This window comes from uncultured Amnibacterium sp., from assembly GCF_964244015.1.
Classification (GTDB): domain Bacteria; phylum Actinomycetota; class Actinomycetes; order Actinomycetales; family Microbacteriaceae; genus Amnibacterium.
Map to the genome: position 1 here is coordinate 1 of NZ_CAXTHO010000035.1, position 21655 is coordinate 21655.

The 21655-nt window shown below is 70.2% G+C and carries 17 protein-coding genes, 1 tRNA gene and 1 pseudogene; 13 read left to right on the plus strand and 6 right to left on the minus strand.

What is annotated here, in order from left to right; translation table 11 throughout:
- Nucleotides 1-126: 126 nt before the first annotated feature.
- Entirely contained in the window at nt 127-1053 is a 927-nt protein-coding gene (locus ACFE67_RS05995; RefSeq protein ID WP_375405962.1) for an excalibur calcium-binding domain-containing protein, read from the minus strand.
- Nucleotides 1054-1261: 208 nt separating this feature from the next.
- On the opposite strand from ACFE67_RS05995, the gene ACFE67_RS06000 reads away from it, so the two are divergent.
- The 8 genes from ACFE67_RS06000 (at nt 1262) to clpX (ending at nt 7838) form a co-directional block, all read left to right on the plus strand.
- A complete protein-coding gene (locus tag ACFE67_RS06000) occupies nt 1262-1855 on the plus strand; it encodes a PepSY domain-containing protein (RefSeq protein WP_375405963.1) in 594 nt (197 codons plus the stop codon).
- A gap of 102 nt (nt 1856-1957) precedes the next feature.
- A complete protein-coding gene (locus ACFE67_RS06005) occupies nt 1958-2473 on the plus strand; it encodes a DoxX family protein (RefSeq protein WP_375405964.1) in 516 nt (171 codons plus the stop codon).
- A gap of 124 nt (nt 2474-2597) precedes the next feature.
- Complete coding sequence (locus ACFE67_RS06010) at nt 2598-3071, plus strand: Dps family protein (protein ID WP_375405978.1); 474 nt, start codon at nt 2598-2600, stop codon at nt 3069-3071.
- A gap of 147 nt (nt 3072-3218) precedes the next feature.
- Nucleotides 3219-3292: transfer RNA gene (locus ACFE67_RS06015), tRNA-Pro, on the plus strand.
- Between the two features lie 63 nt (nt 3293-3355).
- Entirely contained in the window at nt 3356-4768 is a 1413-nt protein-coding gene (tig, locus tag ACFE67_RS06020) for a trigger factor (RefSeq protein WP_375405965.1), read from the plus strand.
- Nucleotides 4769-4980: 212 nt separating this feature from the next.
- On the plus strand, nt 4981-5592 hold the full coding sequence (locus ACFE67_RS06025; RefSeq protein ID WP_375405966.1) for an ATP-dependent Clp protease proteolytic subunit: 612 nt from the start codon (nt 4981-4983) through the stop codon (nt 5590-5592).
- A gap of 36 nt (nt 5593-5628) precedes the next feature.
- Nucleotides 5629-6306, plus strand: a complete 678-nt coding sequence (locus ACFE67_RS06030) for an ATP-dependent Clp protease proteolytic subunit (RefSeq protein ID WP_375405967.1) — start codon at nt 5629-5631, stop codon at nt 6304-6306.
- Nucleotides 6307-6557: 251 nt separating this feature from the next.
- Nucleotides 6558-7838: an ATP-dependent Clp protease ATP-binding subunit ClpX gene (clpX, locus tag ACFE67_RS06035; RefSeq protein WP_375405968.1), complete on the plus strand. Its 1281-nt coding sequence runs from the start codon at nt 6558-6560 to the stop codon at nt 7836-7838.
- A 57-nt stretch (nt 7839-7895) separates the two neighbouring features.
- Here clpX and ACFE67_RS06040 read toward each other — a convergent pair whose 3' ends face one another.
- The 4 genes from ACFE67_RS06040 to valS form a co-directional block, all read right to left on the minus strand.
- Nucleotides 7896-9905 carry a M3 family metallopeptidase gene (locus tag ACFE67_RS06040; RefSeq protein ID WP_375405969.1) on the minus strand — a complete coding sequence of 670 codons (2010 nt, stop codon included), beginning with the start codon at nt 9903-9905 and terminating at the stop codon, nt 7896-7898.
- 77 nt (nt 9906-9982) lie between these two features.
- Nucleotides 9983-10234: a hypothetical protein gene (locus tag ACFE67_RS06045; RefSeq protein ID WP_375405970.1), complete on the minus strand. Its 252-nt coding sequence runs from the start codon at nt 10232-10234 to the stop codon at nt 9983-9985.
- Nucleotide 10235: 1 nt separating this feature from the next.
- Nucleotides 10236-10682 carry a GNAT family N-acetyltransferase gene (locus ACFE67_RS06050; RefSeq protein WP_375405971.1) on the minus strand — a complete coding sequence of 149 codons (447 nt, stop codon included), beginning with the start codon at nt 10680-10682 and terminating at the stop codon, nt 10236-10238.
- Entirely contained in the window at nt 10679-13273 is a 2595-nt protein-coding gene (gene valS, locus ACFE67_RS06055) for a valine--tRNA ligase (protein ID WP_375405972.1), read from the minus strand. The genes ACFE67_RS06050 and valS overlap by 4 nt, the downstream gene beginning before the upstream one ends.
- 216 nt (nt 13274-13489) lie before the next feature.
- On the opposite strand from valS, the gene ACFE67_RS06060 reads away from it, so the two are divergent.
- Nucleotides 13490-14935 (plus strand): HNH endonuclease signature motif containing protein, encoded by a 1446-nt coding sequence (locus tag ACFE67_RS06060; RefSeq protein WP_375405973.1) that lies wholly within the window; start codon nt 13490-13492, stop codon nt 14933-14935.
- Nucleotides 14936-15440: 505 nt separating this feature from the next.
- Here the strand turns inward: ACFE67_RS06060 and ACFE67_RS06065 are convergent.
- Nucleotides 15441-15725, minus strand: a pseudogene (locus ACFE67_RS06065) (Ltp family lipoprotein); the annotation flags it as partial.
- A gap of 256 nt (nt 15726-15981) precedes the next feature.
- Between ACFE67_RS06065 and ileS the strand changes: the two are divergent.
- The 4 genes from ileS to ndk are packed head-to-tail and all read left to right on the plus strand — an operon-like array spanning nt 15982 to nt 21546.
- Nucleotides 15982-19404, plus strand: coding sequence for an isoleucine--tRNA ligase (ileS, locus tag ACFE67_RS06070; RefSeq protein WP_375405974.1), 3423 nt, complete (start codon nt 15982-15984; stop codon nt 19402-19404).
- A complete protein-coding gene (locus tag ACFE67_RS06075; RefSeq protein ID WP_375405975.1) occupies nt 19397-20758 on the plus strand; it encodes a bifunctional folylpolyglutamate synthase/dihydrofolate synthase in 1362 nt (453 codons plus the stop codon). The genes ileS and ACFE67_RS06075 overlap by 8 nt, the downstream gene beginning before the upstream one ends.
- Nucleotides 20755-21102, plus strand: coding sequence for a DUF4233 domain-containing protein (locus ACFE67_RS06080; protein WP_375405976.1), 348 nt, complete (start codon nt 20755-20757; stop codon nt 21100-21102). Before ACFE67_RS06075 ends, ACFE67_RS06080 begins: the two co-directional genes overlap by 4 nt.
- A gap of 24 nt (nt 21103-21126) precedes the next feature.
- Entirely contained in the window at nt 21127-21546 is a 420-nt protein-coding gene (gene ndk, locus ACFE67_RS06085; protein WP_375405977.1) for a nucleoside-diphosphate kinase, read from the plus strand.
- Nucleotides 21547-21655 lie beyond the last annotated feature (109 nt).

Consider the following 21655-nt stretch of genomic DNA (forward strand, 5'->3'; position numbering starts at 1 on the left):
TTTCCAAACTGATGGCGCGGGTTCGATTCCCGTCATCCCCTCCACGCCAGCCCAGCCGCTGATCGAGGTGGGCCCTTCGAGGGCCTCAGGAACCGCGCAGCGAGCCTCGAGATCACGTCGAGCGGATCACTCGCAGGCCACGCCGTCTCCGTCGCGGTCGAGCCGCGGCGTCTCGTAGCCCGGCTGTCCGCGGTGCAGCGGCGCTGCTCCCGCGGCACGGACGGCGTCGCAGTTCGCGTAGTAGGTGCCGGACGATCCGCTGCTGCTCCCTGAGCCGCCGGTCGTGTGCTTGACGGGCTTCGGCTTCGGCGTCGCTTTCGGGAGCAGCGACGTGACGAGGGGCGTGGCCGGCTTCGCGACGACGAGGTTCGGGCACGTCGCCAGGTACCCGACGATCGCCGTCTTCTCGGCGTCGTCGATGCTCAGCTTCCAGCGACTCTTCACTGCGACGAACTGCTTGACGTACGTGCAGACGTCGCTCTTCGCGGCCGGTATCCACTGCGCCGGATCGCGGTCGCCCTTCGACCGGTTGCTCGAGAGCGACACGGCGATCAACGAGGGGCCGTATCCGAGGTCGTTGGCATAGGCGGCCCGTTTCCTCGCCGACCACGTCCACGCCCCGGACGCCCATGCCTCCGCGAGCGGAACCAGGTGGTCCACGTCGAGGCGCGACGCCTTCGTGATGACCTTGTTGTCGTAGGCGCTGATCCACTTGCCGCCCTTGACCGTTCCGGAGCGGTTCACCGATGCCGTGATCCGGCTCTCGGATTTCAGTACCTCGGCGCGGGTGTTCTCGCCGTCCTTGTCGCGGTCGATCCAGCCACCGAACCTGCTCCGCTGGTAGGACGAGACGTGCGCCTCCTTCTTGACCGTGAGCCCGTTCAGAAGGATGACCGCGCTCACCTTGCCCTCGGGCGCGGCGTTCGCCCGAAGCGCGATGCCGCGGACTTCCGTGCTGCGGGCCGGCGCAGCAGGAGCTGGCGCCGCGCCGAGCAGGAGGCCGGATGCGGCAACGGCGATGCCGGTCAGAATCGCGAGAGGGCGCTGCATCATGTCTCCAGAGGCTCGGGCCTCGGACCGTAGAAGCCCGGCGCTCGGATGCGGCGGCGGCCCGCCGACCTGCGCGAAACCGGAGCTGCAGCGAGCACGAACATCGCCGGGGCTAGGTGCAGTGCCGGCCCGCGGCGCTGTCCTCGCGATTTGTGCAGGCAACGTTCGGCCAGCACGGGTTCGATGTGCAGCACCCACCAAGGAGAACGCCGTGCGAACACCCATCCGCATCCTGACGCTCGCCGCCGCGGTGCCGCTCACGGCCCTCGCGCTCGCCGCCTGCACGCAGGTGACGCCGCTGCCGTCGCTCAGCACGCGGTCCGCATCGCCGACGCCGACCGCGACTCCCGGTCCGACGACCGCGGCGATCGCCGACCTCGCGCTTCGCGAGGTGGGCGAGGGGAAGGTCGTCTCGGTCGAGGACGAGTCGGACGGCACGGAGTGGGACGTCCGGGTGGTCCTCGACGACGGCTCGGTGCGGGAGGTGCACCTCGCCGCGGCCGGCACCGTCCTCGCAGGCCCGAGCGCGGACACGACCACACCCGACCAGCAGTCCGACAACCGCGCCCAGGTCGCAGCTGCGTCCATCAGCCTCGAGAGCGCGCAGAAGCGGATGCTCGCAGCGGTGCCCGGCGGGAGGGTCACGGCGATCGAGCTCGACGACTACCAGAGCCGCGTGGTCTGGCGCGGCGACGTGCTGGCCGACGGCGTCCGGCACGACGTGCGCATCGATGCGGTGAACGGCTCCGTCGTGCTGGACAGCGCGGACGCGAACCCCACCGCGACCCCCACGACCGGGTCCTGACCGCTCGCGGATCCGGGAGGCGTGGAGGCGCTCGGAGGTCGGTCACATCCGCGTGCTCCTAGCGTCGATGCCTGCTCAACACCCTCGACGACGGGACATCTCATGGCGCTCGGCACCCTGCTCCTCCGCCTCACGGTCGGCGGCCTGTTCGTGGGCCACGGCCTGCAGAAGCTCACCGGCGCGTTCGACGGCCCGGGCCTCGACGGCGTCACGGGGATGATGACCTCGCTCGACATCCACCCGCCGCGCCAGAACGCGATCGCCGCAGCCTCGGCCGAGACCTTCGGTGGCGCTGCGCTCGCGCTCGGCATCGCGACCCCGGCTGCGGCGGCCGCGCTGATCGCCACGATGACCACCGCAGTGCGGAAGGTGCATCTGGGGAACGGCGTCTGGAACGCCAAGGGCGGCTGGGAGTACAACGCGGTGCTCGCCGCGGCGGCCGCCGCGATCGCCGCCGATGGGCCGGGCCCGATCTCCTTCGACGCGATCTTCAAGAGGTCGACGTGGGGCTTCGGAGGCGCGGTGTTCGCCATCGGCGCCGGGATCGCCGGCTCCTACGCCGTGACCGAATACGCCAAGCGAGCGAAGCCGGTCGCCGAGGTCGCCGCGGCCGGCTGATCCACCCACAGCGGGCACACACGACCTGCCCAGACGATGTCGGCATCATCATCGGGTACGAACGGAAGGACACCACGTGACCAACGTCGAAACCCCCACCAATGTCGAGGCGAAGGCCGAGCCGATCCTCGACCAGACCCAGGCCAGCACCGAGGACATCAACGGGACCCAGCAGTACCTCGCGCCGATCGTGATCGCCATGCAGGCGCTCGCGATCAACGGCAAGCAGGCGCACTGGCACATCCGCGGCGAGAACTTCATCGCCGTGCACGAGCTGCTCGACAAGGTCGTGAAGCACGCGTCGAAGTACGCCGACCTCGCCGCGGAGCGCACCGTCGCCCTCGGCCTGCCCGTGGACGCGCGGCTCTCGACCATCGCGGCGAAGAACCCGCTGCCCGAGATGAAGGACGGCTTCCAGAACTACGGCCCGATGATCGAGCAGGTCGTCGCCCAGATCGATGCAGCCGTCGCGGTCGTGCGCGCTGCGGTCGAGGGCCTCGACGACATCGATCTGAACAGCCAGGACGTCGCGATCGAGATCGAGCGGGGCCTCGTCGAGGACCGCTGGTTCCTCTCCGCCCATCTCGCGACAGACTGACCGGTCAAGACGCATCGGAGGGGCCGCACCGGGAGCACCGGAGCGGCCCCTCCGTTCGCTGTCCGGCCTCGACCGCTGCGGGACTCGCTAGACTTCCCGGCGGTCGTTTCCGCTGTCCACCGCGGATCCCTCACGGGGCCCGTATCGCGGGGCGTAGCTCAGCTTGGTAGAGCACCCGCTTTGGGAGCGGGAGGCCGCAGGTTCGAATCCTGTCGCCCCGACCGACGGCGATCCGCACCGAACAGCGCACGAAACGACCACGACAAGGATCGAGGAACACGTCCATGGTCACCACGACCGTCGAGAAGCTGAGCCCGACGCGGGTCAAGCTCGCGATCTCCGTCACACCGGAAGAGCTCAAGCCGAACATCGCCCACGCCTACAGCCACATCGCCGAGGACGTGCAGATCCCCGGCTTCCGCAAGGGCAAGGTGCCGCCGCCCATCATCGACCAGCGGGTCGGCCGCATCGCGGTGCTCGAGCACGCGGTGAGTGAGGGGCTCGACCAGTTCTTCCGTGATGCCGCGGCAGCGAACGACGTCCAGCCGCTCGGCCGGCCCCAGGCGGACATCACCGTCTGGCCCGACGCGAAGGACTTCTCCGGCGACCTGGAACTCACCATCGAGGTGGACGTGCGGCCCGACATCGAGCTGCCCTCGCTCGACACGCTGACGGTGGTCGTCGACCCGATCGAGGTCACCGACGCGGACATCGCGCAGCAGATCGACGAGCTGCGCGGTCGCTTCGGCACGCTCAGCACCGTCGACCGCCCGGCGACATCCGGCGACTTCGTGCAGATCGACCTCATCGCCACGATCGGTGACGACCAGGTCGACAGCGCGAACGCCATCTCCTACGAGATCGGCTCCGGCGAGCTGATCGAGGGCATCGACGAGGCGCTCGAATCGCTCACCGCGGGGGAGTCGACCACCTTCGCGTCGACCCTGCTGGGCGGGGACCACGAGGGCGAGGAAGCGCAGATCGCCGTCACGATCCTCGCGGTGAAGGAGCGCGAGCTGCCCGACCTCGACGACGACTTCGCGCAGATGGCGAGCGAGTTCGACACGCTCGACGAGTTGCGCGCCGACCTGGCCGGCCAGGTCGAGCGGCAGAAGAGGTTCGCGCAGGTGTCGCAAGCGCGCGACAAGGTCGCGGATGCGCTTCTCGCGAAGGTCGACGTGCCGGTGCCCGCCTCCGTGATCGAGGACGAGGTGCACCGTCACCTCGAGAACGAGGGCCGGCTGGACGACGACGTGCACCGCGCCGAGGTGACAGAGGCCAGCGAGAAGGCCTTCCGTTCGCAGCTGCTCTTCGACAAGGTCGCGGAGCAGGAGCAGATCGGCGTCTCGCAGGACGAGTTCGCGCAGTACGTCGTGCAGTCCGCCCAGCAGTACGGCATGCAGCCGCAGGAGTTCATCGAGGTGCTGCAGCAGAACAACCAGCTGCAGTCGATGTTCGGCGAAGTCGCCCGCGGCAAGGCGATCGGCGTGCTGCTCGGCAAGGTCGAGATCGTCGACACCACGGGTGCAGCCGTCGACCTGAGCGACTTCATCGTCGCGGACGCCTCCGGCGATGTCGCAGCCGACGAGCCCGACGAGCAGACGACCGACGCTCAGGCGCAGGTCGACGGCGCGTCGGAAGCCGCCGGGGACGAGCCCACTGCCGAGTCCGAGATGGCGGCCACGCCCCGGGTGTGACCCTCGTCCGACCTGGATCGGACGCCCGGCCGTGCGTGCACGGCCGGGCGTCTCTCTTGTCGGGGACCCTCGAGATCAGCCGACCCGGCGCAGCGGGAACGCCGACGGCGAACAGCGCATCACTCGTCGGAAGCGCTCAGTACCGTTGGCAGCACGCTTCGAGCCCCGGGGATCGAGGCACTCTCGAGACCACATGAATGGAAGTGCTGCGAATGGCCGACTTCAGTCCGACGCCCAGCGTCTTCGACCGCCTCCTGCGCGATCGCATCATCTGGCTCGGCAGCGAGGTTCGCGATGAGAACGCGAACGAGATCGCCGCCAAGCTCCTCCTACTGGCCGCCGAGGACAGCGAGAAGGACATCTTCCTGTACATCAACTCGCCCGGCGGATCGATCACGGCCGGCATGGCGATCTACGACACGATGCAGTTCGTCCCGAACGACATCGTGACCGTCGGCATCGGGATGGCGGCCTCCATGGGCCAGTTCCTGCTCAGCGCCGGCACCAAGGGCAAGCGCTACATCACGCCGAACGCGCGGGTGCTGCTGCACCAGCCCTCCGGCGGCTTCGGCGGCACCTCGTCAGACATCCAGACGCAGGCGCAGCTGATCATCGACATGAAGAACCGGCTCGCGAAGATCACCGCGGACGCGACCGGCCACACGGTCGACCAGGTCAACGCCGACGGCGACCGCGACCGCTGGTTCAACGCGGACGAGGCGCTCGAGTACGGCTTCGTCGACCACATCCGCGCGTCTGCCGCGGATGTCACCGGTGGTGGCGGCACCGACACCAAGCAGTCCGTCAGCGCCGCTGACCTCTGAACGACGCCGACTTCTGAGTAACGGAGAAACACGAACATGAACTGGAACGACTCGGCTCAGCCGGGCGGTACCGCGACGTCGCCCTCCGGGCGATACATCCTGCCGAGCTTCGAGGAGCGCACGGCCTACGGCTACAAGCGGCAGGACCCCTACGCGAAGCTCTTCGAGGACCGCGTCGTGTTCCTCGGCGTGCAGGTCGACGACGCCTCGGCGGACGACATCATGGCGCAGCTGCTCGTGCTGGAGAGCCAGGACCCCGAGCAGGTCATCCGCATGTACATCAACTCGCCCGGCGGCTCGTTCACGGCGATGACCGCGATCTACGACACGATGCAGTACATCCGCCCGCCGATCTCGACGGTCGTGCTCGGTCAGGCCGCGTCCGCGGCAGCGGTCATCGCCGCGGCCGGCGAGCCCGGCATGCGCCTGGCGCTGCCGAACGCGCGCATCCTGATCCACCAGCCCGCCACCTCCGGCGGCTCCGGTGGGCAGGCGAGCGACATCGAGATCCAGGCCGCCGAGGTGCTGCGCATGCGCACCTGGCTGGAGGAGACGTTGTCGCACCACTCGAAGCGCTCCGTCGAGCAGGTCAACCGCGACATCGAGCGCGACAAGATCCTCGACGGCGCGGGTGCCCTCGAGTACGGCCTGATCGACCAGGTGCTCTCGAGCCGCAAGCAGGCACCGGCGACCCCGGCCCTCGCCTCCGCCTGAGCCCCTCCCGCATCGGCAGTGCCCCGGACCTCCGTTTCGTAGGAATCAACTTCTTACGAAACGGAGGTCCGGGGCATTTCCGCGGTGTCGGATCCGACGCCGTCACTCGTGTCACACGAGCACCACCGGCACCGCGCGTTCCGGGTGCCCCGAACGGGATCGCAACACCCGTACGACACACCGCCGCCGGGTGTCGGGCCGCGGGTTAGGCTCGACGCCAATCGATCGACACCCGGGGGAGAAGACGCTCAATGGCTCGAATGGGCGAAAGCGCCGACCTGCTGAAATGCTCGTTCTGCGGCAAGAGTCAGAAGCAGGTCCAGCAGCTGATCGCGGGACCGGGCGTCTACATCTGCGACGAGTGCGTCGAGCTGTGCAACGAGATCATCGAGGAGCGCCTCGCTGAGGCCGCGGACGACAGCACCGGCGAGTTCGACCTGCCGAAGCCCAAAGAGATCTACGCCTTCCTCGAGGAGTACGTGATCGGGCAGGAGGGCGCGAAGCGATCCCTCTCCGTCGCGGTCTACAACCACTACAAGCGCATCCGCGCGCGGGGCACGCTCGCCGCAGCCGACACCATCAAGGACGACATCGAGATCGCGAAGTCGAACATCCTGCTGATCGGCCCCACCGGGTGCGGCAAGACGTACCTCGCGCAGACCCTCGCGAAGCGACTGAACGTCCCGTTCGCCGTGGCCGACGCGACGGCGCTGACGGAGGCCGGGTACGTCGGTGAAGACGTCGAGAACATCCTCCTCAAGCTCATCCAGGCCGCGGACTACGACGTCAAGCGGGCCGAGACCGGGATCATCTACATCGACGAGGTCGACAAGATCGCGCGGAAGTCGGAGAACCCCTCCATCACCCGCGACGTGTCGGGTGAAGGCGTGCAGCAGGCGCTGCTGAAGATCCTCGAGGGCACGACCGCCTCGGTGCCGCCGCAGGGCGGGCGCAAGCACCCGCACCAGGAGTTCATCCAGATCGACACGACGAACGTGCTGTTCATCGTCGCCGGCGCCTTCGCGGGCCTCGAGCAGATCATCGCGCAGCGGGTCGGCAAGAAGGGCATCGGCTTCGGCGCGCAGCTGCACTCGAAGATCGACGAGAAGACGCTGTTCGCCGACGTGCTGCCCGAGGACCTGCACAAGTTCGGCTTGATCCCCGAGTTCATCGGGCGGCTCCCGGTCGTCACCACGGTGCTGCCGCTCGACCAGCACGCGCTGATGGAGATCCTGACGGAGCCGAAGAACGCGCTCGTGAAGCAGTACCAGCGCATGTTCGAGATCGACGGCGTCGACCTCGAGTTCGACGACGGCGCGCTCGAGGCCATCGCGGACCTCGCCGTGCTGCGGCAGACCGGCGCGCGGGGTCTGCGCGCGATCCTCGAGGAGGTGCTCGGCCCGGTGATGTTCGAGGTGCCGTCCTCCAACGAGGTCGCCCGCGTCGTGATCACCAGGGACGCGGTCGAGAAGAACGCGGCCCCGACCATCGTCCCGCGCGGCCGCGTCCGCCCGCAGGAGAAGTCCGCCTAGCTGTTCATCGAGCAGAAAGGGCCGCCTCGGACTCGCCGATGCGGCCCTTTTCGTCGGTCAGGTCAACCCTCGGCGCTCCAGCAGCGGCTCGATCGAGGCGTCTCGACCGCGGAAGCTGCGGTAGGCGGCGATCGGGTCCTCCGCGTTGCCACGGCTCAGCACGAGGCGGCGGAACCGGTCGCCGTTCTCGCGGGTGAGGCCGCCGTGCCCCTCGAACCAGGCGACGGTGTCGGCGTCGAGCACCTCGCTCCAGATGTACGCGTAGTACGCGGCGCTGTACCCGCCCGCGAAGACGTGCGCGAAGTAGGTGGAGGCGTAGCGCGGCGGGATCGCCGGCAGGTCGAACCCGGCCGAGGCGAGCGCCTGCGCCTCGAACGCCGCGACGTCCACGACCGCCTCCGCCTCCTCGACGCTCAGCCGGTGCCACGCCTGATCCAGCACTGCCGCGGCGAGGTACTCGGTGGTCGAGAAGCCCTGCCCGAACGCGGCGGTGGCGCGGAGGCGGTCGGCGACGTCGGCGGGCAGCGGTTCGCCGGTCTCCACATGGCGCGCGTAGCCGGGGAGCACGTCGGGGTGCAGCACCCACATCTCGTTGACCTGGCTCGGGAACTCCACGAAGTCGCGCGGCACGTTCGTTCCCGCGAGTTTCGGGAACCGCACCGTCGCGAACAGCCCGTGCAGGGCGTGGCCGAACTCGTGGAAGAGCGTCTCGACGGAGTCGAGGGTCAGCAGGGTCGGTGTGCCCGCATCCGGTCTCGGCACGTTCAGGTTGTTGACGACGACCGCGGTGGTCGCTCCGGTCAGCGCCGCCCGATCGACCAGCGAGTTCATCCAGGCGCCACCGTGCTTCTCGTCGCGCGTGTACAGGTCGAGCAGGTACAGGCCGAGCAGCCCGGAGTCGTCGCGAACCTCGAACACGCGGACGTCCGGGTGGTACCCGGCCAGGTCGCGGCGCTCGGCGAACCGGACGCCGTAGAGCCGACCGGCGGTGGCGAACACCCCGTCTCGCAGCACGCGCTCGGCTTCGAAGTACGGCCGGAGCGCAGCGAGGTCGACATCGAACGCCTCCCGCCGCCGCCCCTCCGCGAGGTAGGCCCAGTCGGCGGCGGTGACACGTGGACCGAGGTCCTCCTGCTCCCGACGAGCGTTCCGGACGGCCGGCGGCACCAGCCGGTGCAGCAGGGCGGTGACCGCTTCGCTCGATCCGGCGGTCTCATCGGCGGCGACGAGCGCGGCGTGATCCGGGAAGCCCAGCAGGCGGGCCCTGCGAGCGCGGAGGCGCACCGTCTCCAGGATGATCGAGCGGGTGTCGTGCTCGCCGCCGCGACCGCCCCGCTGACGTGATGCGGCCATCACCCGCTCGCGCAGGCCGGCGTGTTCGAGGTCCGCGAGCACCGGCTGACCGGTCGGCAGCACGAGCGCGAGCAGCCAGCCCTCCTGCTGGCGCGACCTGGCCGCCTCCCGAGCCGCGGAGACCGTGTCCGGCGCGAGCCCGGCGAGCTCCGCCTCGTCGGTGACGTGCACGGCGAGGTCGTTCGTGTCGGCGACGAGCTCGGCGTCGAAGCGGGTCGAGAGGGCGGACAGCCGCTCGTTCAGCGCCCGAAGCTCGGTCTTCGCGGCCTCGTCCAGCGCAGCGCCGGCGAGCTGCAGCTCGATGTGCGTCCGCTCGACCAGGCGCCGCTGCTCGGGATCGAGCCCCGTGCGGCCCTGCCACACCGCGTCGATCCGGGTGAACAGGTCGGCGTTCAGCCGGATCGCGTCGCCGTGCGCGGCGAGCTTCGGCGCGATGCGCTCCTCCAGGTCCCGCACGAACGGCGTGGCGTGCGCGGATGCCAGCGTGAAGAACGCGGCGGCGACGCGATCGAGCACCGGCGCGCTCAGCTCGAGGGCCTCGAGGGTGTTCGCGAACGTCGGAGGCGCGGGGTCGGCGACGATCCGGTTGACCGCCTCGCGCTGCTCCCGCATCCCGATCTCGAACGCGGGCTCGTAGTGCTCGCCGCGGATGTCGGCGAACGGAGGCAGTCCAGCGGTCAGCGTGCTGCGGGTGAAGAACGGGTTCTCGGCCACCCGTCGATCCTAGGAACGCGCCGCAACCGTCACTGCGCTGCAGGTGCCCGACGACGCCCACCGGACGACGAAGCCGTTCAGTCGTCGGACTCGTCCAGCTCCACCGAGGTGATGAGGGCGACCTCGTCGTCGACCAGACGGATCCGCGTGCCGTCGTCGAGGTCGACGATCGGCCTGCCCTCCAGGTAGGTGAGCGTCCACCTCCACCCGTCCGTCGGCTGGTCCGAATCCGAGAGCTCCGCCTCGACCGTCCTGATCGCGCCCTGCACGGGCTGCGGGATCCGGTCCGGTGGTGCCGCGCCGAGCGCCCAGCGCGTGCCGAGCTGCATGTCAGCCGACCGGCACCGTCTGCAGCACCCAGCCGCCTGCGGCGTCCGCGAACTTGTCCTGCAGCGCCTTGACCGCCGGGTCGTCCGGGCGCGCTGCCCATCGCAGCAGCACGCGGCGCTGCGCTTCCGCCGCCGACCGCACGTGCTCGACCAGTGCGGTCGCGACGCCGCGGCCACGCTGCGTCGGTGCGACGAACAGGTCCTCGACCTGGAAGCCGCCGTCGGCCTGCAGGAGGCGTTCGAACGGCACCGCGTGCACGAACCCGACGACGGAGCCGGTCTCGTCGTGCGCGACGGCCCCGTACGCGCCCGGCGCCTGGACCGTCGTCCAGACCCGCATCACCTGCTCGTCGGTCACCTCGACGGCGGCGTCGGCTGCGTACTCCGCGAACAGGCTGTACCAGGCGAAGAACTCGCGCTCCGACAGCGGTGCGATCGTGACCGTCATTCGTGCTCCCCCTGCTGCGCGTCGTCCGCGAACACCACGTCGGACACGGTCACCGCGTCCGCCTGGTCGTCGACCTCGTAGCGCACCTCGGCGATCCGCCCCGCCGCCTTCAGATCGTCGGCAACGAGTGCGACCCGCTGCAGCACCGGATCCGGCCCTCTGAAGAGCACTGATGTTACCGGTGACTTCTGCGACACCTTGGCATCCGTCTTCGCGCGTCGGATCCCGATCAGCGTGTCGCCCGCGATCGTCAGCAGGGTGCGGTCGCCGCCGAGGCCTCCGGCGACCGGCCAGGTCTCCGCGTGGATCGAGGAGTCGTGCGACCAGCGCCACGTCTCCTCCGTCGCGAACGGGATGACGGGCGCCAGCAGCTTCAGCAGCGACTCGAGTGCGAGCTTCAACGCGGCGGCGGCGGAGGCGCTTCCAGCCGCGTCGCCTCCGTAGGCGCGCTCCTTCACCAGTTCCAGGTAGTCGTCGCAGAACGTCCAGAAGAACGGCTCGGTCGTCTCGAGCGCCCGGGCGTGGTCGGCGCCTTCGAACGCGGCGGTCGCCTGCTCGATGACGTGGTCGAGCGCGGCGAGCATGCTGAGATCGAGCGGCGTCGTGACGAGCGCACGATCGGCCGCTCCCTCGAACGAGAGGATGAACTTCGCCGCGTTCAGCACCTTGATCGCGAGGCGCCGCCCTTTCCGCATCTGCGTCGGGTTCAGCACGTCGAGCGCCGCGTCGGTGCCGAGGCGGCTGGAGGCGGCCCAGTAGCGGACCGCGTCGGAGCCGTGCTGAGCCAGGATGTCGGCGGGCGTGACGACGTTCCCCTTCGACTTCGACATCTTCTTGCGGTCGGGGTCGACGATGAAACCGCTGATCGCCGCGGACTTCCACGGCAGCTCGCCGAACGCGAGCTCGCTGCGGAGCAGCGTCGAGAAGAGCCAGGTGCGGATGATGTCCTGACCCTGCGGTCGCAGGTCGAACGGGAACACCGCGGCCCACAACTCGGGGTCGCGCAGCCAGCCGCCGGCCAGCTGAGGGGTGAGCGACGACGTGGCCCAGGTGTCCATCACGTCCACCTCGCCGACGAAGCCGTCGGCCTGCCCGCGCTGCGCCTCCACGAATCCCGGCGGGACGTCGCTGGAGGGATCCACCGGAAGCGCGGCGTGATCGGGCACGAGCACCTCGTCGAACAGCGGGTTGCCGTCCCGGTCGAGCCGGTACCAGACGGGCAGCGGGACGCCGAAGAACCGCTGGCGGGAGATCAGCCAGTCGCCGGTGAGGCCGCCCACCCAGTTGTCGTACCGGACCCGCATGAACTCGGGCACGAAGTCGAGCCGGGTGCCGGCGTCGATCAGGCGCGCCTTCAGCTCGGGCCGGCGGGCACCGTTCACCACGTACCACTGGCGGGTCGACACGATCTCGAGCGGCCGGTCGCCCTTCTCGAAGAACTTCACCGGGTGCGTGATCGGGCGGGGGTCGCCGAGCAGCGCGCCACCCGCGCGGAGCTGCTCGACCACCGCGGCGCGGGCGGAGAACACCGTCTTGCCCGCCAGCTCGGCGTACGCCTCCCGGCCGGCGGGGGAGTCGATCGCGGCAGGGGCCTCGCTGAGGAACCGGCCGTCGAAGCCGATCACGGCGCGGGTCGGCAGGGAGAGGTCCCGCCACCAGGTCACGTCGTTCAGGTCGCCGAACGTGCAGACCATGGCGATGCCGGTGCCCTTGTCGGGCTGCGCGAGGTGGTGCGCGACCACCGGCACCTCGACGCCGAAGACGGGGGAGCGGACGGTCTTCCCAAAGAGGTCCGCGTAGCGCTCGTCGTCCGGGTGCGCCACGAGCGCGACGCAGGCGGGCAGCAGCTCGGGGCGCGTCGTGTCGATGAGCACGTCACCGTCGGGGCCTGCGAACGCCAGCTTGTGGTACGCCCCGGGCTGCTCGCGGTCCTCGAGCTCGGCCTGCGCGACCGCGGTGCGGAAGGTCACGTCCCACAGGCTCGGCGCCTCCGCCTGGTACGCCTCCCCGCGCTCGAGGTTGTCGAGGAACGCGCGCTGGCTGATCGCCCGCGCGTCGTCGCCGATAGTCCGGTAGGTCTGGGCGAAGTCGACGGAGAGGCCCACGGTCCGGAACACGTCCTCGAACTGCTGCTCGTCCTCGACGGTGAGCCGCTCGCAGAGCTCGATGAAGTTGCGGCGGGAGATCGGCTGCTGGTCGCCGGCCCTCGTCGACTTCGCGGTGCCCTCGGAGGGCGGTGCGAAGTCGGGGTCGTACGGCAGGGAGGGGTCGCAGCGCACGCCGTAGTAGTTCTGCACCCGCCGCTCGGTCGGCAGGCCGTTGTCGTCCCAGCCCATCGGGTAGAACACGCGCTTGCCTCGCATGCGCTGGAACCTGGCCAGCAGGTCGGTGTGCGTGTACGAGAACACGTGCCCGATGTGCAGCGACCCGCTCGCGGTCGGCGGCGGGGTGTCGATCGAGTAGACGCCCTCGCGGCCGCCGGCGGTGCCGGGGAAGCGGTAGACGCCCTCCTGCTCCCACACCTGCGCGAACTTCTGCTCGAGTCCTTCGAGTGCCGGCTTGTCGGGCACGCCTGGGATGACCTGGGACATGAGGGAGCCTCGTTCCGCGATGTGGGCGGCACCGTGTCGCGCCCCGGAGGGGCTGGGTGCCTCAGATGTCGGCCCATGCGGGCGGTGCCTCCAGCGTACCGGCGTCGTCGCGCCTCCGCGGAGGGTCCTGCCGGATCAAGGCGGCGAGCGCCGTCCTCGCGAAGTACGAACGCAGATTCGACAGTGAGTGTCGGAGGCCGATGATGTACTCCACTCATGACCGATGAAGTCCCTGATCCGCCGTCGAATGACGCCCCGCGGCCGCCCCTCGAGGAGGTTCCGGCGGAGGTGTTCCACGCACTGAACGATGCGCTCGAGGGCACTCGTCGCGCCGCGTTCCTGGCGGAGGCGATGCGGACCCAGACGACGCTGGCCCTGTGGGACACCGTGGTGCTCGATGAGACCGCTCGGGGGCTCGTGGCCCGCGAGGGAGGTCGAGCGGAACGCGCGTTCGCGGTGCATCTGGCTGGGCTGCTGCACGTCTCCAGGAACCGTGCCGTGTCGATGCTGCACACAGCTCAGTCGTTGCGTGGTCTGGCCGTGTCGTACGGGTTGTTCCTGACCGGTGCGTTCGCGTGGGCGTCGGCCGAGGCGGTCGTCCGCAACCTCGGCGGCCTGATCGGGGAGGCGCGGGAACGGTACGACCTGGGCGCGGCGAAGCTCGCAGCGGATCTGGCCCCGCAACTGCTGGACGCGCAACTGTCCCGGTTGCACGACGCACTGGACCACGACGACGCGACCGACCGCGGTGCGGCCGCGCACCGGGAGCGGGGCGTGCGCGCCCGCCCGGGCGCAGGTGGTGCCGGTGTGCTCACCCTGACCGGGCCTGAGACGGACATCGCGGCCGTATACGAGACCGCGCACAAGCTCGCCGTCGCCGCCCACGGTGTCGACGGGGAGACCCGGACGGTGCAGCAGCTGATGTACGACATCGTGCTGGATCTGCTGCTGGGCGGGTTCACCGTCGATCCCGCCAACATCGTCCGTAACGACAACGGCGTCTTCACCCCCGCCACCCCGTTCCAACGCCTCGGCGACGAACCCGACGACGACGAACAAGGCGACCCGGCCGACCCAGCCGACGCTGCGGCTTCCACGCCTCCCGCGCGGGTGCCGCAGCGGAAGACGATCACCGCCGAGATCGTCGTCACCGTACCTGCCGCGACGATTGCCGGGGTGACCGACGAGCCGGGAAAGCTCACCGGGTGGGGGTCGTTGCCCGCAGCGGAGGTCCGCCGGATCGTCGCTTCCGCCCGGTATTCGACCAGGGCGGAAGTCGACCCCATCGACGACGCCATCCTCGCGTTCGACTCCACCGAACGGATCATTCCCATCGGCCTGCGCCGACTGATCTGGGCACGATCCGGGACCTGCGACGAGCCCGGCTGCCCGGTCGGGGCACACCGCACCGACATCGACCACGTCATCCGCGTCGAACACGGCGGCCGGACGGTCGAGGTCAACCTCTCCGCGCTCTGCCGTGGCAGCCACCAGACCAAGGACGACGGCTACATCGACGTCGAACGAACCCCGGATGGGAATCTCGTCTGGCATACCAACCGATGGGGCGGACGCTTCGTCAAGAAGGCAGCTACCACCATCCGACACCGGCCGGCCGATCAGGCGGAGGACGAACCTGCACCGTGGGACGCAGCTGCCTGAACCGCCGCGCAGAGACACGCACGGACCGGTATCCGACGACGGTCCTCCTCCACCCGGAGACACCACTCATCGGCGCGCGTTCCGGAGGACCCCGCGGATGGCGGCTGCCGTGATCGCCGTGAGCGGGCGGGCGTGGTGGCGGGTTGCGCCGGTCGTCACAGCGCCCGCGAGGCGCGGAACCACTTCAGCTCTGTGCCGCTGCTCTCTCGCCCGCAGGAGAGGTACAGCCAGGGTGGGGTCGACCTGCTGTGCGCGAGTGCATCGTCGGGATCATCCCGGGCTTCCTGATCGCCGGGCCGCTGTCGGACCGGTTCGGGCGGAAGCCGCTGCCCGGGCCGGTCGCCGCCCGCCGTGCCTTCCTAACGCTGACCGCCGGCTTCGCCGACCTGGCCGCCGTCTACTCCGGCATGCGCCGTGTCGCGAAAGCGGCCGGAACGAGAAAAAGTGAGGAGCGTCGTGGCGACCGGCCCAGTCGACGAGGACGATCACCCTTGGCGTGGGCGCGTCAGAGGTGATCGATCGCGTAGTGCGCCTGCGACGGTGTGAACTGCTCACCCGAATCGCTCGTCAACTGGTCGTACAACTCGTCGTCGGATATATGGAACAGCTGCTCGTACGACTTGGCGGAGGCGAGAGCCTCGCGGTTGTAATCGACCTTGACGTGCTTGAGCGCGTAGTCGGCTTGGCCAGTGGTGAATTTCTCGCCAAAGTCGCTCGTCAACTGACCGAGAAGTCTCTTCTTGCTGAAGTTCCCGGAACGGACGTAGGACTGCGCTTTGCCGAGGGCCTCGCGGCTCCAGTTGACCTTGACGGTCGCAAGCGCGAGCGCTCACGGTCGCAAGGTAGGATCGCGGCAGCGACTGCGATCCGGCCATCACCGGGGAGTCCCCGGAAGAACGCGTCCTGTGCAGCCGGCATCGGGGTCAGTAGAACCGGGCGGGTAGGCCCGTCACAGCCCGAACACGAGTGGGCGCGCGAGCGCCAAGCGGGGTGGTACCGCGCCATCGAGGCGTCCCCGTGCTGGTCGACACGGCACGGAGGACATCATGAGCTACCCGAAGGACGGCGGCGACGCCGTCAGCCCCAGCCCGCGCTTCCCGGACATCGAGCGCGACGTGCTCGCGTTCTGGGCCCAGGACGGCACCTTCCGTGCCTCGATCGAAGCGCGTGAGGGCGCACCCGAGTGGGTGTTCTACGACGGCCCGCCGTTCGCGAACGGCCTGCCGCACTACGGCCACCTGCTGACCGGGTACGCGAAGGACGTCTTCCCGCGGTACCAGACGATGCGCGGCAAGCAGGTGCATCGCCGCTTCGGCTGGGACACCCACGGCCTGCCGGCCGAGCTCGAGGCGATGCGCCAGCTCGGCATCACGACCAAGGACGAGATCGAGCAGATGGGCATCGGCGCCTTCAACGCCGCGGCCCGCGCCTCCGTGCTGAAGTACACGGGGGACTGGCGCGAGTACGTCACCCGGCAGGCCCGCTGGGTCGACTTCGACGACGACTACAAGACGCTCGATCCCGCCTTCATGGAGAGCGTCCTCTGGGCGTTCAAGACGCTCCACGACCAGGGCCGCGCCTACGAGGGCTTCCGTGTCCTGCCGTACTGCTGGAACGACGAGACGCCGCTGTCGAACCACGAGCTGCGGATGGACGACGACGTCTACCAGCGCCGCCAGGACCCCTCCGTCACCGTCACCTTCCCGCTCGTGGGGGAGAAGGCGGAGGCGCTCGGGCTGACCGCCGTGCGCGCGCTCGCCTGGACGACGACGCCGTGGACCCTGCCGACGAACCTCGCGCTCGCCGTCGGCCCCGACATCGAGTACGCCGTCGTGCCTGGCGGTCCCGCCGGCACCGCCGACGCCGAGAGCGCCCCCGGCTCGGAGGTCCTCGGCGCCGACTACCTGCTCGCGCTGGCGCGGGTCGGCGACTATGCGAAGGAGCTCGGCTACGCCTCCGCCGCCGAGGCGACGGCCGCGGTGACCCGCACGCTGCTCGGCCGCGAGCTGCAGGACGTGCAGTACGGCCGCCTCTGGGACGTGTACGCCGACGCCGGGACCTGGGGGACGGAGCAGGCCTGGCGCGTGCTCGCCGCCGACTACGTCTCCACCGAGGAGGGCACGGGTGTCGTCCACCAGGCACCCGCCTACGGTGAGGACGATCAGCTGATCTCGACCGCCGCCGGGATCCCGACGATCATCTCCGTCGACGAGAAGGCGCGCTTCCTCCCGATGTTCGCGGACACGGAGATGCCGGAGGTCGCGGGTCTGCAGGTGTTCGAGGCCAACCGGCCGCTGATCCGGGCGCTGAAGGCGAAGGGCCGCCTGCTGCAGGAGCGGTCCTACGAGCACAGCTATCCGCACTGCTGGCGCTGCCGCAGGCCGCTGATCTACAAGGCGGTGTCGAGCTGGTTCGTGCGCGTCACCGACTACCGCGACCGCATGGTCGAGCTGAACCGGCAGATCACCTGGGTGCCCGAGAACGTCAAGGACGGCCAGTTCGGCAAGTGGGTCGCCGGCGCCCGCGACTGGTCGGTGAGCCGCAACCGGTACTGGGGCAGCCCGATCCCGGTCTGGCGGAGCGACGATCCCGCGCACCCGCGGACCGACGTCTACGGCTCGCTCGCGCAGCTCGAGGCGGACTTCGGCCGCCTGCCGCGGAACGAGCAGGGCGAGGTCGACCTGCACCGCCCCTACATCGACGAGTTGACCCGGCCGAATCCCGACGACCCCTCCGGCGCCGCCACGATGCGCCGCATCGAGGACGTCTTCGACGTGTGGTTCGACTCCGGCTCGATGCCGTACGCGCAGGTGCACTACCCGTTCGAGCACCGCGAGTGGTTCGAGGGCCACAACCCCGCCGACTTCATCGTCGAGTACATCGGGCAGACGCGGGGCTGGTTCTACGTCATGCACGCGCTCGCGACGGCGCTGTTCGACCGTCCCGCGTTCTCGACGGTGGTCAGCCACGGCATCGTGCTCGGCAGCGACGGAGCGAAGATGTCGAAGTCGCTGCGGAACTACCCGGACGTCTCCGAGGTCTTCGACCGCGACGGGTCCGACGCCATGCGCTGGTTCCTGCTGGCGAGCCCGGTGCTGCGCGGCGGCAACCTGATCGTGACGGAGGAGGGGATCCGCGAGGGCGTGCGGCAGGTGCTGCTGCCACTCTGGAGCACCTACTACTTCTTCACGCTCTACGCCGGGGCGGAGGACTACGACGCGCAGTGGCGCACCGACTCCACCGATCCGCTCGACCGCTCGGTGCTCGCAGCGACGGGCGACCTGGTCAGAGGGCTGGAGGGGGACCTCGACGCGTTCGACACCGCCGGCGCCTCCCAGCGCCTCCGGGAGTTCGCCGACCTGCTCACCAACTGGTACGTGCGCCTGTCGCGGGACCGGTTCTGGGCGGTGAAGTCGGGGAGTGGCGGCGAGCTGCCAGTCCCCACCCGCACGGCCGCCACGTCGCTTCGCGCCGCGTCGGAACCGGCGGGCGTGGGCCCATCCAGCCGCGCGGCCTTCGACACGCTGTACACGGTTCTCGAGACCGTCACTCGCGTCGCCGCTCCACTGCTGCCGCTCGTCGCCGAGCGGATCTGGAAGGGCCTGACCGGTGGCCGCAGCGTGCACCTGACCGACTGGCCGGACGCCTCCGCGTTCCCGGTCGATCCGGCGCTCGTCGCCAGGATGGACCGGTTGCGGCAGATCGTCTCCGGCGCGCTCGCGCTGCGGAAGGAGGCGGGCCTCCGGGTGCGCCTTCCGCTGGCCCGCCTGACGGTGGTCGCACCGGACGCCGCCGACCTCGAGCCGGGGATCGGGATCCTGACCGGCGAGCTGAACGTGCGCGTGGTCGACCTGGTGACGGAGACGCCGGGCAGCGGTGAGGAGTACGGCGTCGCGCAGCGCCTCTCGGTGAACGCCCGCGCACTCGGCCCGCGGATCGGCAAGCAGGTGCAGGCCGTCATCACGGCGGCGAGGTCCGGGGACTGGGCCGTGCAGGGATCGGGCGTCGTGGCGGGCGGCGTCGCGCTGCTCGACGGCGAGTACGAGCTGACGCTGGAGCGCTCCGGCTCGACGGAGGGCGTCGCGCTCGGCCTGCTGCCCGGCGGCGGCTTCGTGCTGCTCGACACCACCACGACGTCCGAGCTCGAGCTGGAGGGACACGCCCGCGACTTCATCCGGGACGTGCAGCAGGCCCGCCGGGCCGCAGGACTCGACGTCACCGACCGCATCGATCTCGCGGTCGAGGGCGACGCCGACCTCCTCGCGATGCTCGCCGTGCACGGCGACCTCGTCCGTCGCGAGACGCTCGCGGAGTCGCTCGACACCGGTGCTGCCGGTCCCGGCACCACCGACCGCGTGCTGCGCTGGCCTGACGGGCACCTCACCCGGATCGACCGGGGAAGCTGGGGAGCGGCCGAAGGCGCACGCTTCGAGCTGCGGCGCGCGGGAGGATCGATGCTCGATGTCTGACACCGCCCTGGATCGCATGCTCGACGAGCTCTACGGCCGCGTCGGGGAGCGGTCGCCGCAGCCGCGGCTCTCCGCCACCCGGAAGGCGCTCGAGCTGCTCGGCGACCCGCATCGCAGCTACCCGATCGTGCACATCACCGGCACGAACGGGAAGACCTCCACCTCCCGCCTGATCGAGAGCATCCTGCGCGCCCACGGCCTGCGGACCGGCCTGTTCACGAGCCCGGATCTCGGCTACCTGGGCGAGCGGATCGTCGTCGACGGCGAACCGATCACGGAGGACGCGCTGCTCGACGCCTGGTCCCAGGTGAAGCCGTACCTCGAGCTCGCGGACGCCGAGCTGGCGAAGACCGACGAGCCGCCGCTGACGTTCTTCGAGGCCCTGACCGTGCTCGCCTACGCGGTGTTCGCGGACGCGCCGATCGACGTGGGCGTCGTCGAGGTCGGCATGGGCGGCGAGTGGGACTCGACGAACGTCGCGGACGGGCAGGTGGCGGTCTTCACCCCGATCGACCTCGACCACACCCAGCGCCTCGGGCGCACGGTCGCCGAGATCGCCCGTACGAAGGCCGGGATCGTCAAGCCCGGCCGCTCGGTGGTGTCCGCGGCGCAGGGGCAGGAGGCGCTCACGGAGCTCGAGCGCGCCGCCGAGCTGTCGGAGGCGGACGTGTCGCTCGAGGGCCGCGACTTCGGCGTGGTGTCCAGGACGCCGGCCGTGGGCGGCCAGATGGTCGACGTGCAGGGCAGGGCAGGGCTCTACACGGGCGTGTTCGTGCCGCTGCTCGGCGCGCACCAGGCGCAGAACACCGCGGTCGCGATCGCTGCGGTCGAGACGTTCCTGGGTGACGGCCAGCAGCCGATCACCGGTGACGTCCTGGCGGAGGGGCTGGCCGGTGCCACCTCGCCCGGGCGCCTGCAGGTGGCCGCCCGCACCCCGCTGCTCGTCGTCGACGCCGCGCACAACCCGCACGGCGTGGCCGCGATGACGGCAGGGCTGGCGGAGTCGTTCCGGCTCAGCCACGTGATCGCCGTCCTCGCGGTCCTGTCCGACAAGGATGCGGAGGGGATGGTGCGCGCAGCCGCCGGCCTGGTCGACGAGTTCGTCGTGACCGCCTCCCCCTCCGATCGCAGCACCGACCCGGACAGGCTCGCCGCGACCGTGGTCGGTGTGGTCGGTGCCGACCGTGTGGTCGTGGAGCCGGACATCGAGAGGGCGCTGGAGGTGGCGCGCGACCTCGCCGCCGAGCACGCCGACGCGTCCGACGCCTCGCCCCAGCCCGGCATCGTCGTGTTCGGCTCGATCACGCTGGTCGCGAAGGTGCTCGAGCGCGTGCGCGAGCGCGGGTGGCCGTGAGCGCGCGGGAGCGTCGCCCGCGCAGCGTGACCGCGCAGCTCGCCGCGATGCTGCTCGCGACCGAGCTGGTCGTCGTACTGCTCGCCGCCCTGGCGCTGCTCGGCCTCGGTGATCTGCCTCCTGGTGCCGCCCTCGGCGGAGGAGGAGCCGTGATCGTGCTGATCGCCGTGGCCGCCGCGCTCGCTCGGCGCCCCGTCGGCATCGCGCTCGGCTGGCTCGTGCAGGTCGTGCTGCTCGCCACCTTCGCGGTGAGCATCCCGGTCGGCGTCGTCGGCGTCGTCTTCGCCGCGATCTGGGTCTACAGCATGATTGTGGCCGGGCGGATCGACCGCCGCACCGCCTGACCGACCACCTCTCGAAGGAGCACCATGCCCGACGCGATCCAGGAGACCCTCGTCCTCGTCAAGCCCGACGGGGTGGCGCGGAACCTGACCGGGGAGATCCTCCGCCGCATCGAGGCGAAGGGGTACTCGATCACCGACCTGAAGATGGTCGAGGCGGATCGCGGTCTGCTCGAGCAGCACTACGAGGAGCACGTCGGCAAGCCGTTCTACGAGCCGCTCGTCGAGTTCATGGAGTCCGGCCCCATCGTCGCGGTGCGCGTCGCAGGCGAGCGCGTGATCGAGGGCTTCCGCTCGTTGGCCGGCACGACCGACCCGACCACCGCGGCGCCCGGCACGATCCGCGGCGACTTCGGCCGCGACTGGGGCCTCCGAGTGCAGCAGAACCTCGTCCACGGCAGCGACAGCCCGGAGTCCGCATCCCGCGAACTCGCTCTGTGGTTCTAATGGCCGCGCCGCCGCGGTACAGCGCTCCGACCCCGCTGGTCGAGGTGCGAGCGCAGCGAGATGCTCCTATGTCATGTCAAGGAGGAGTTGGTGGTAGATCTCGCGGCAG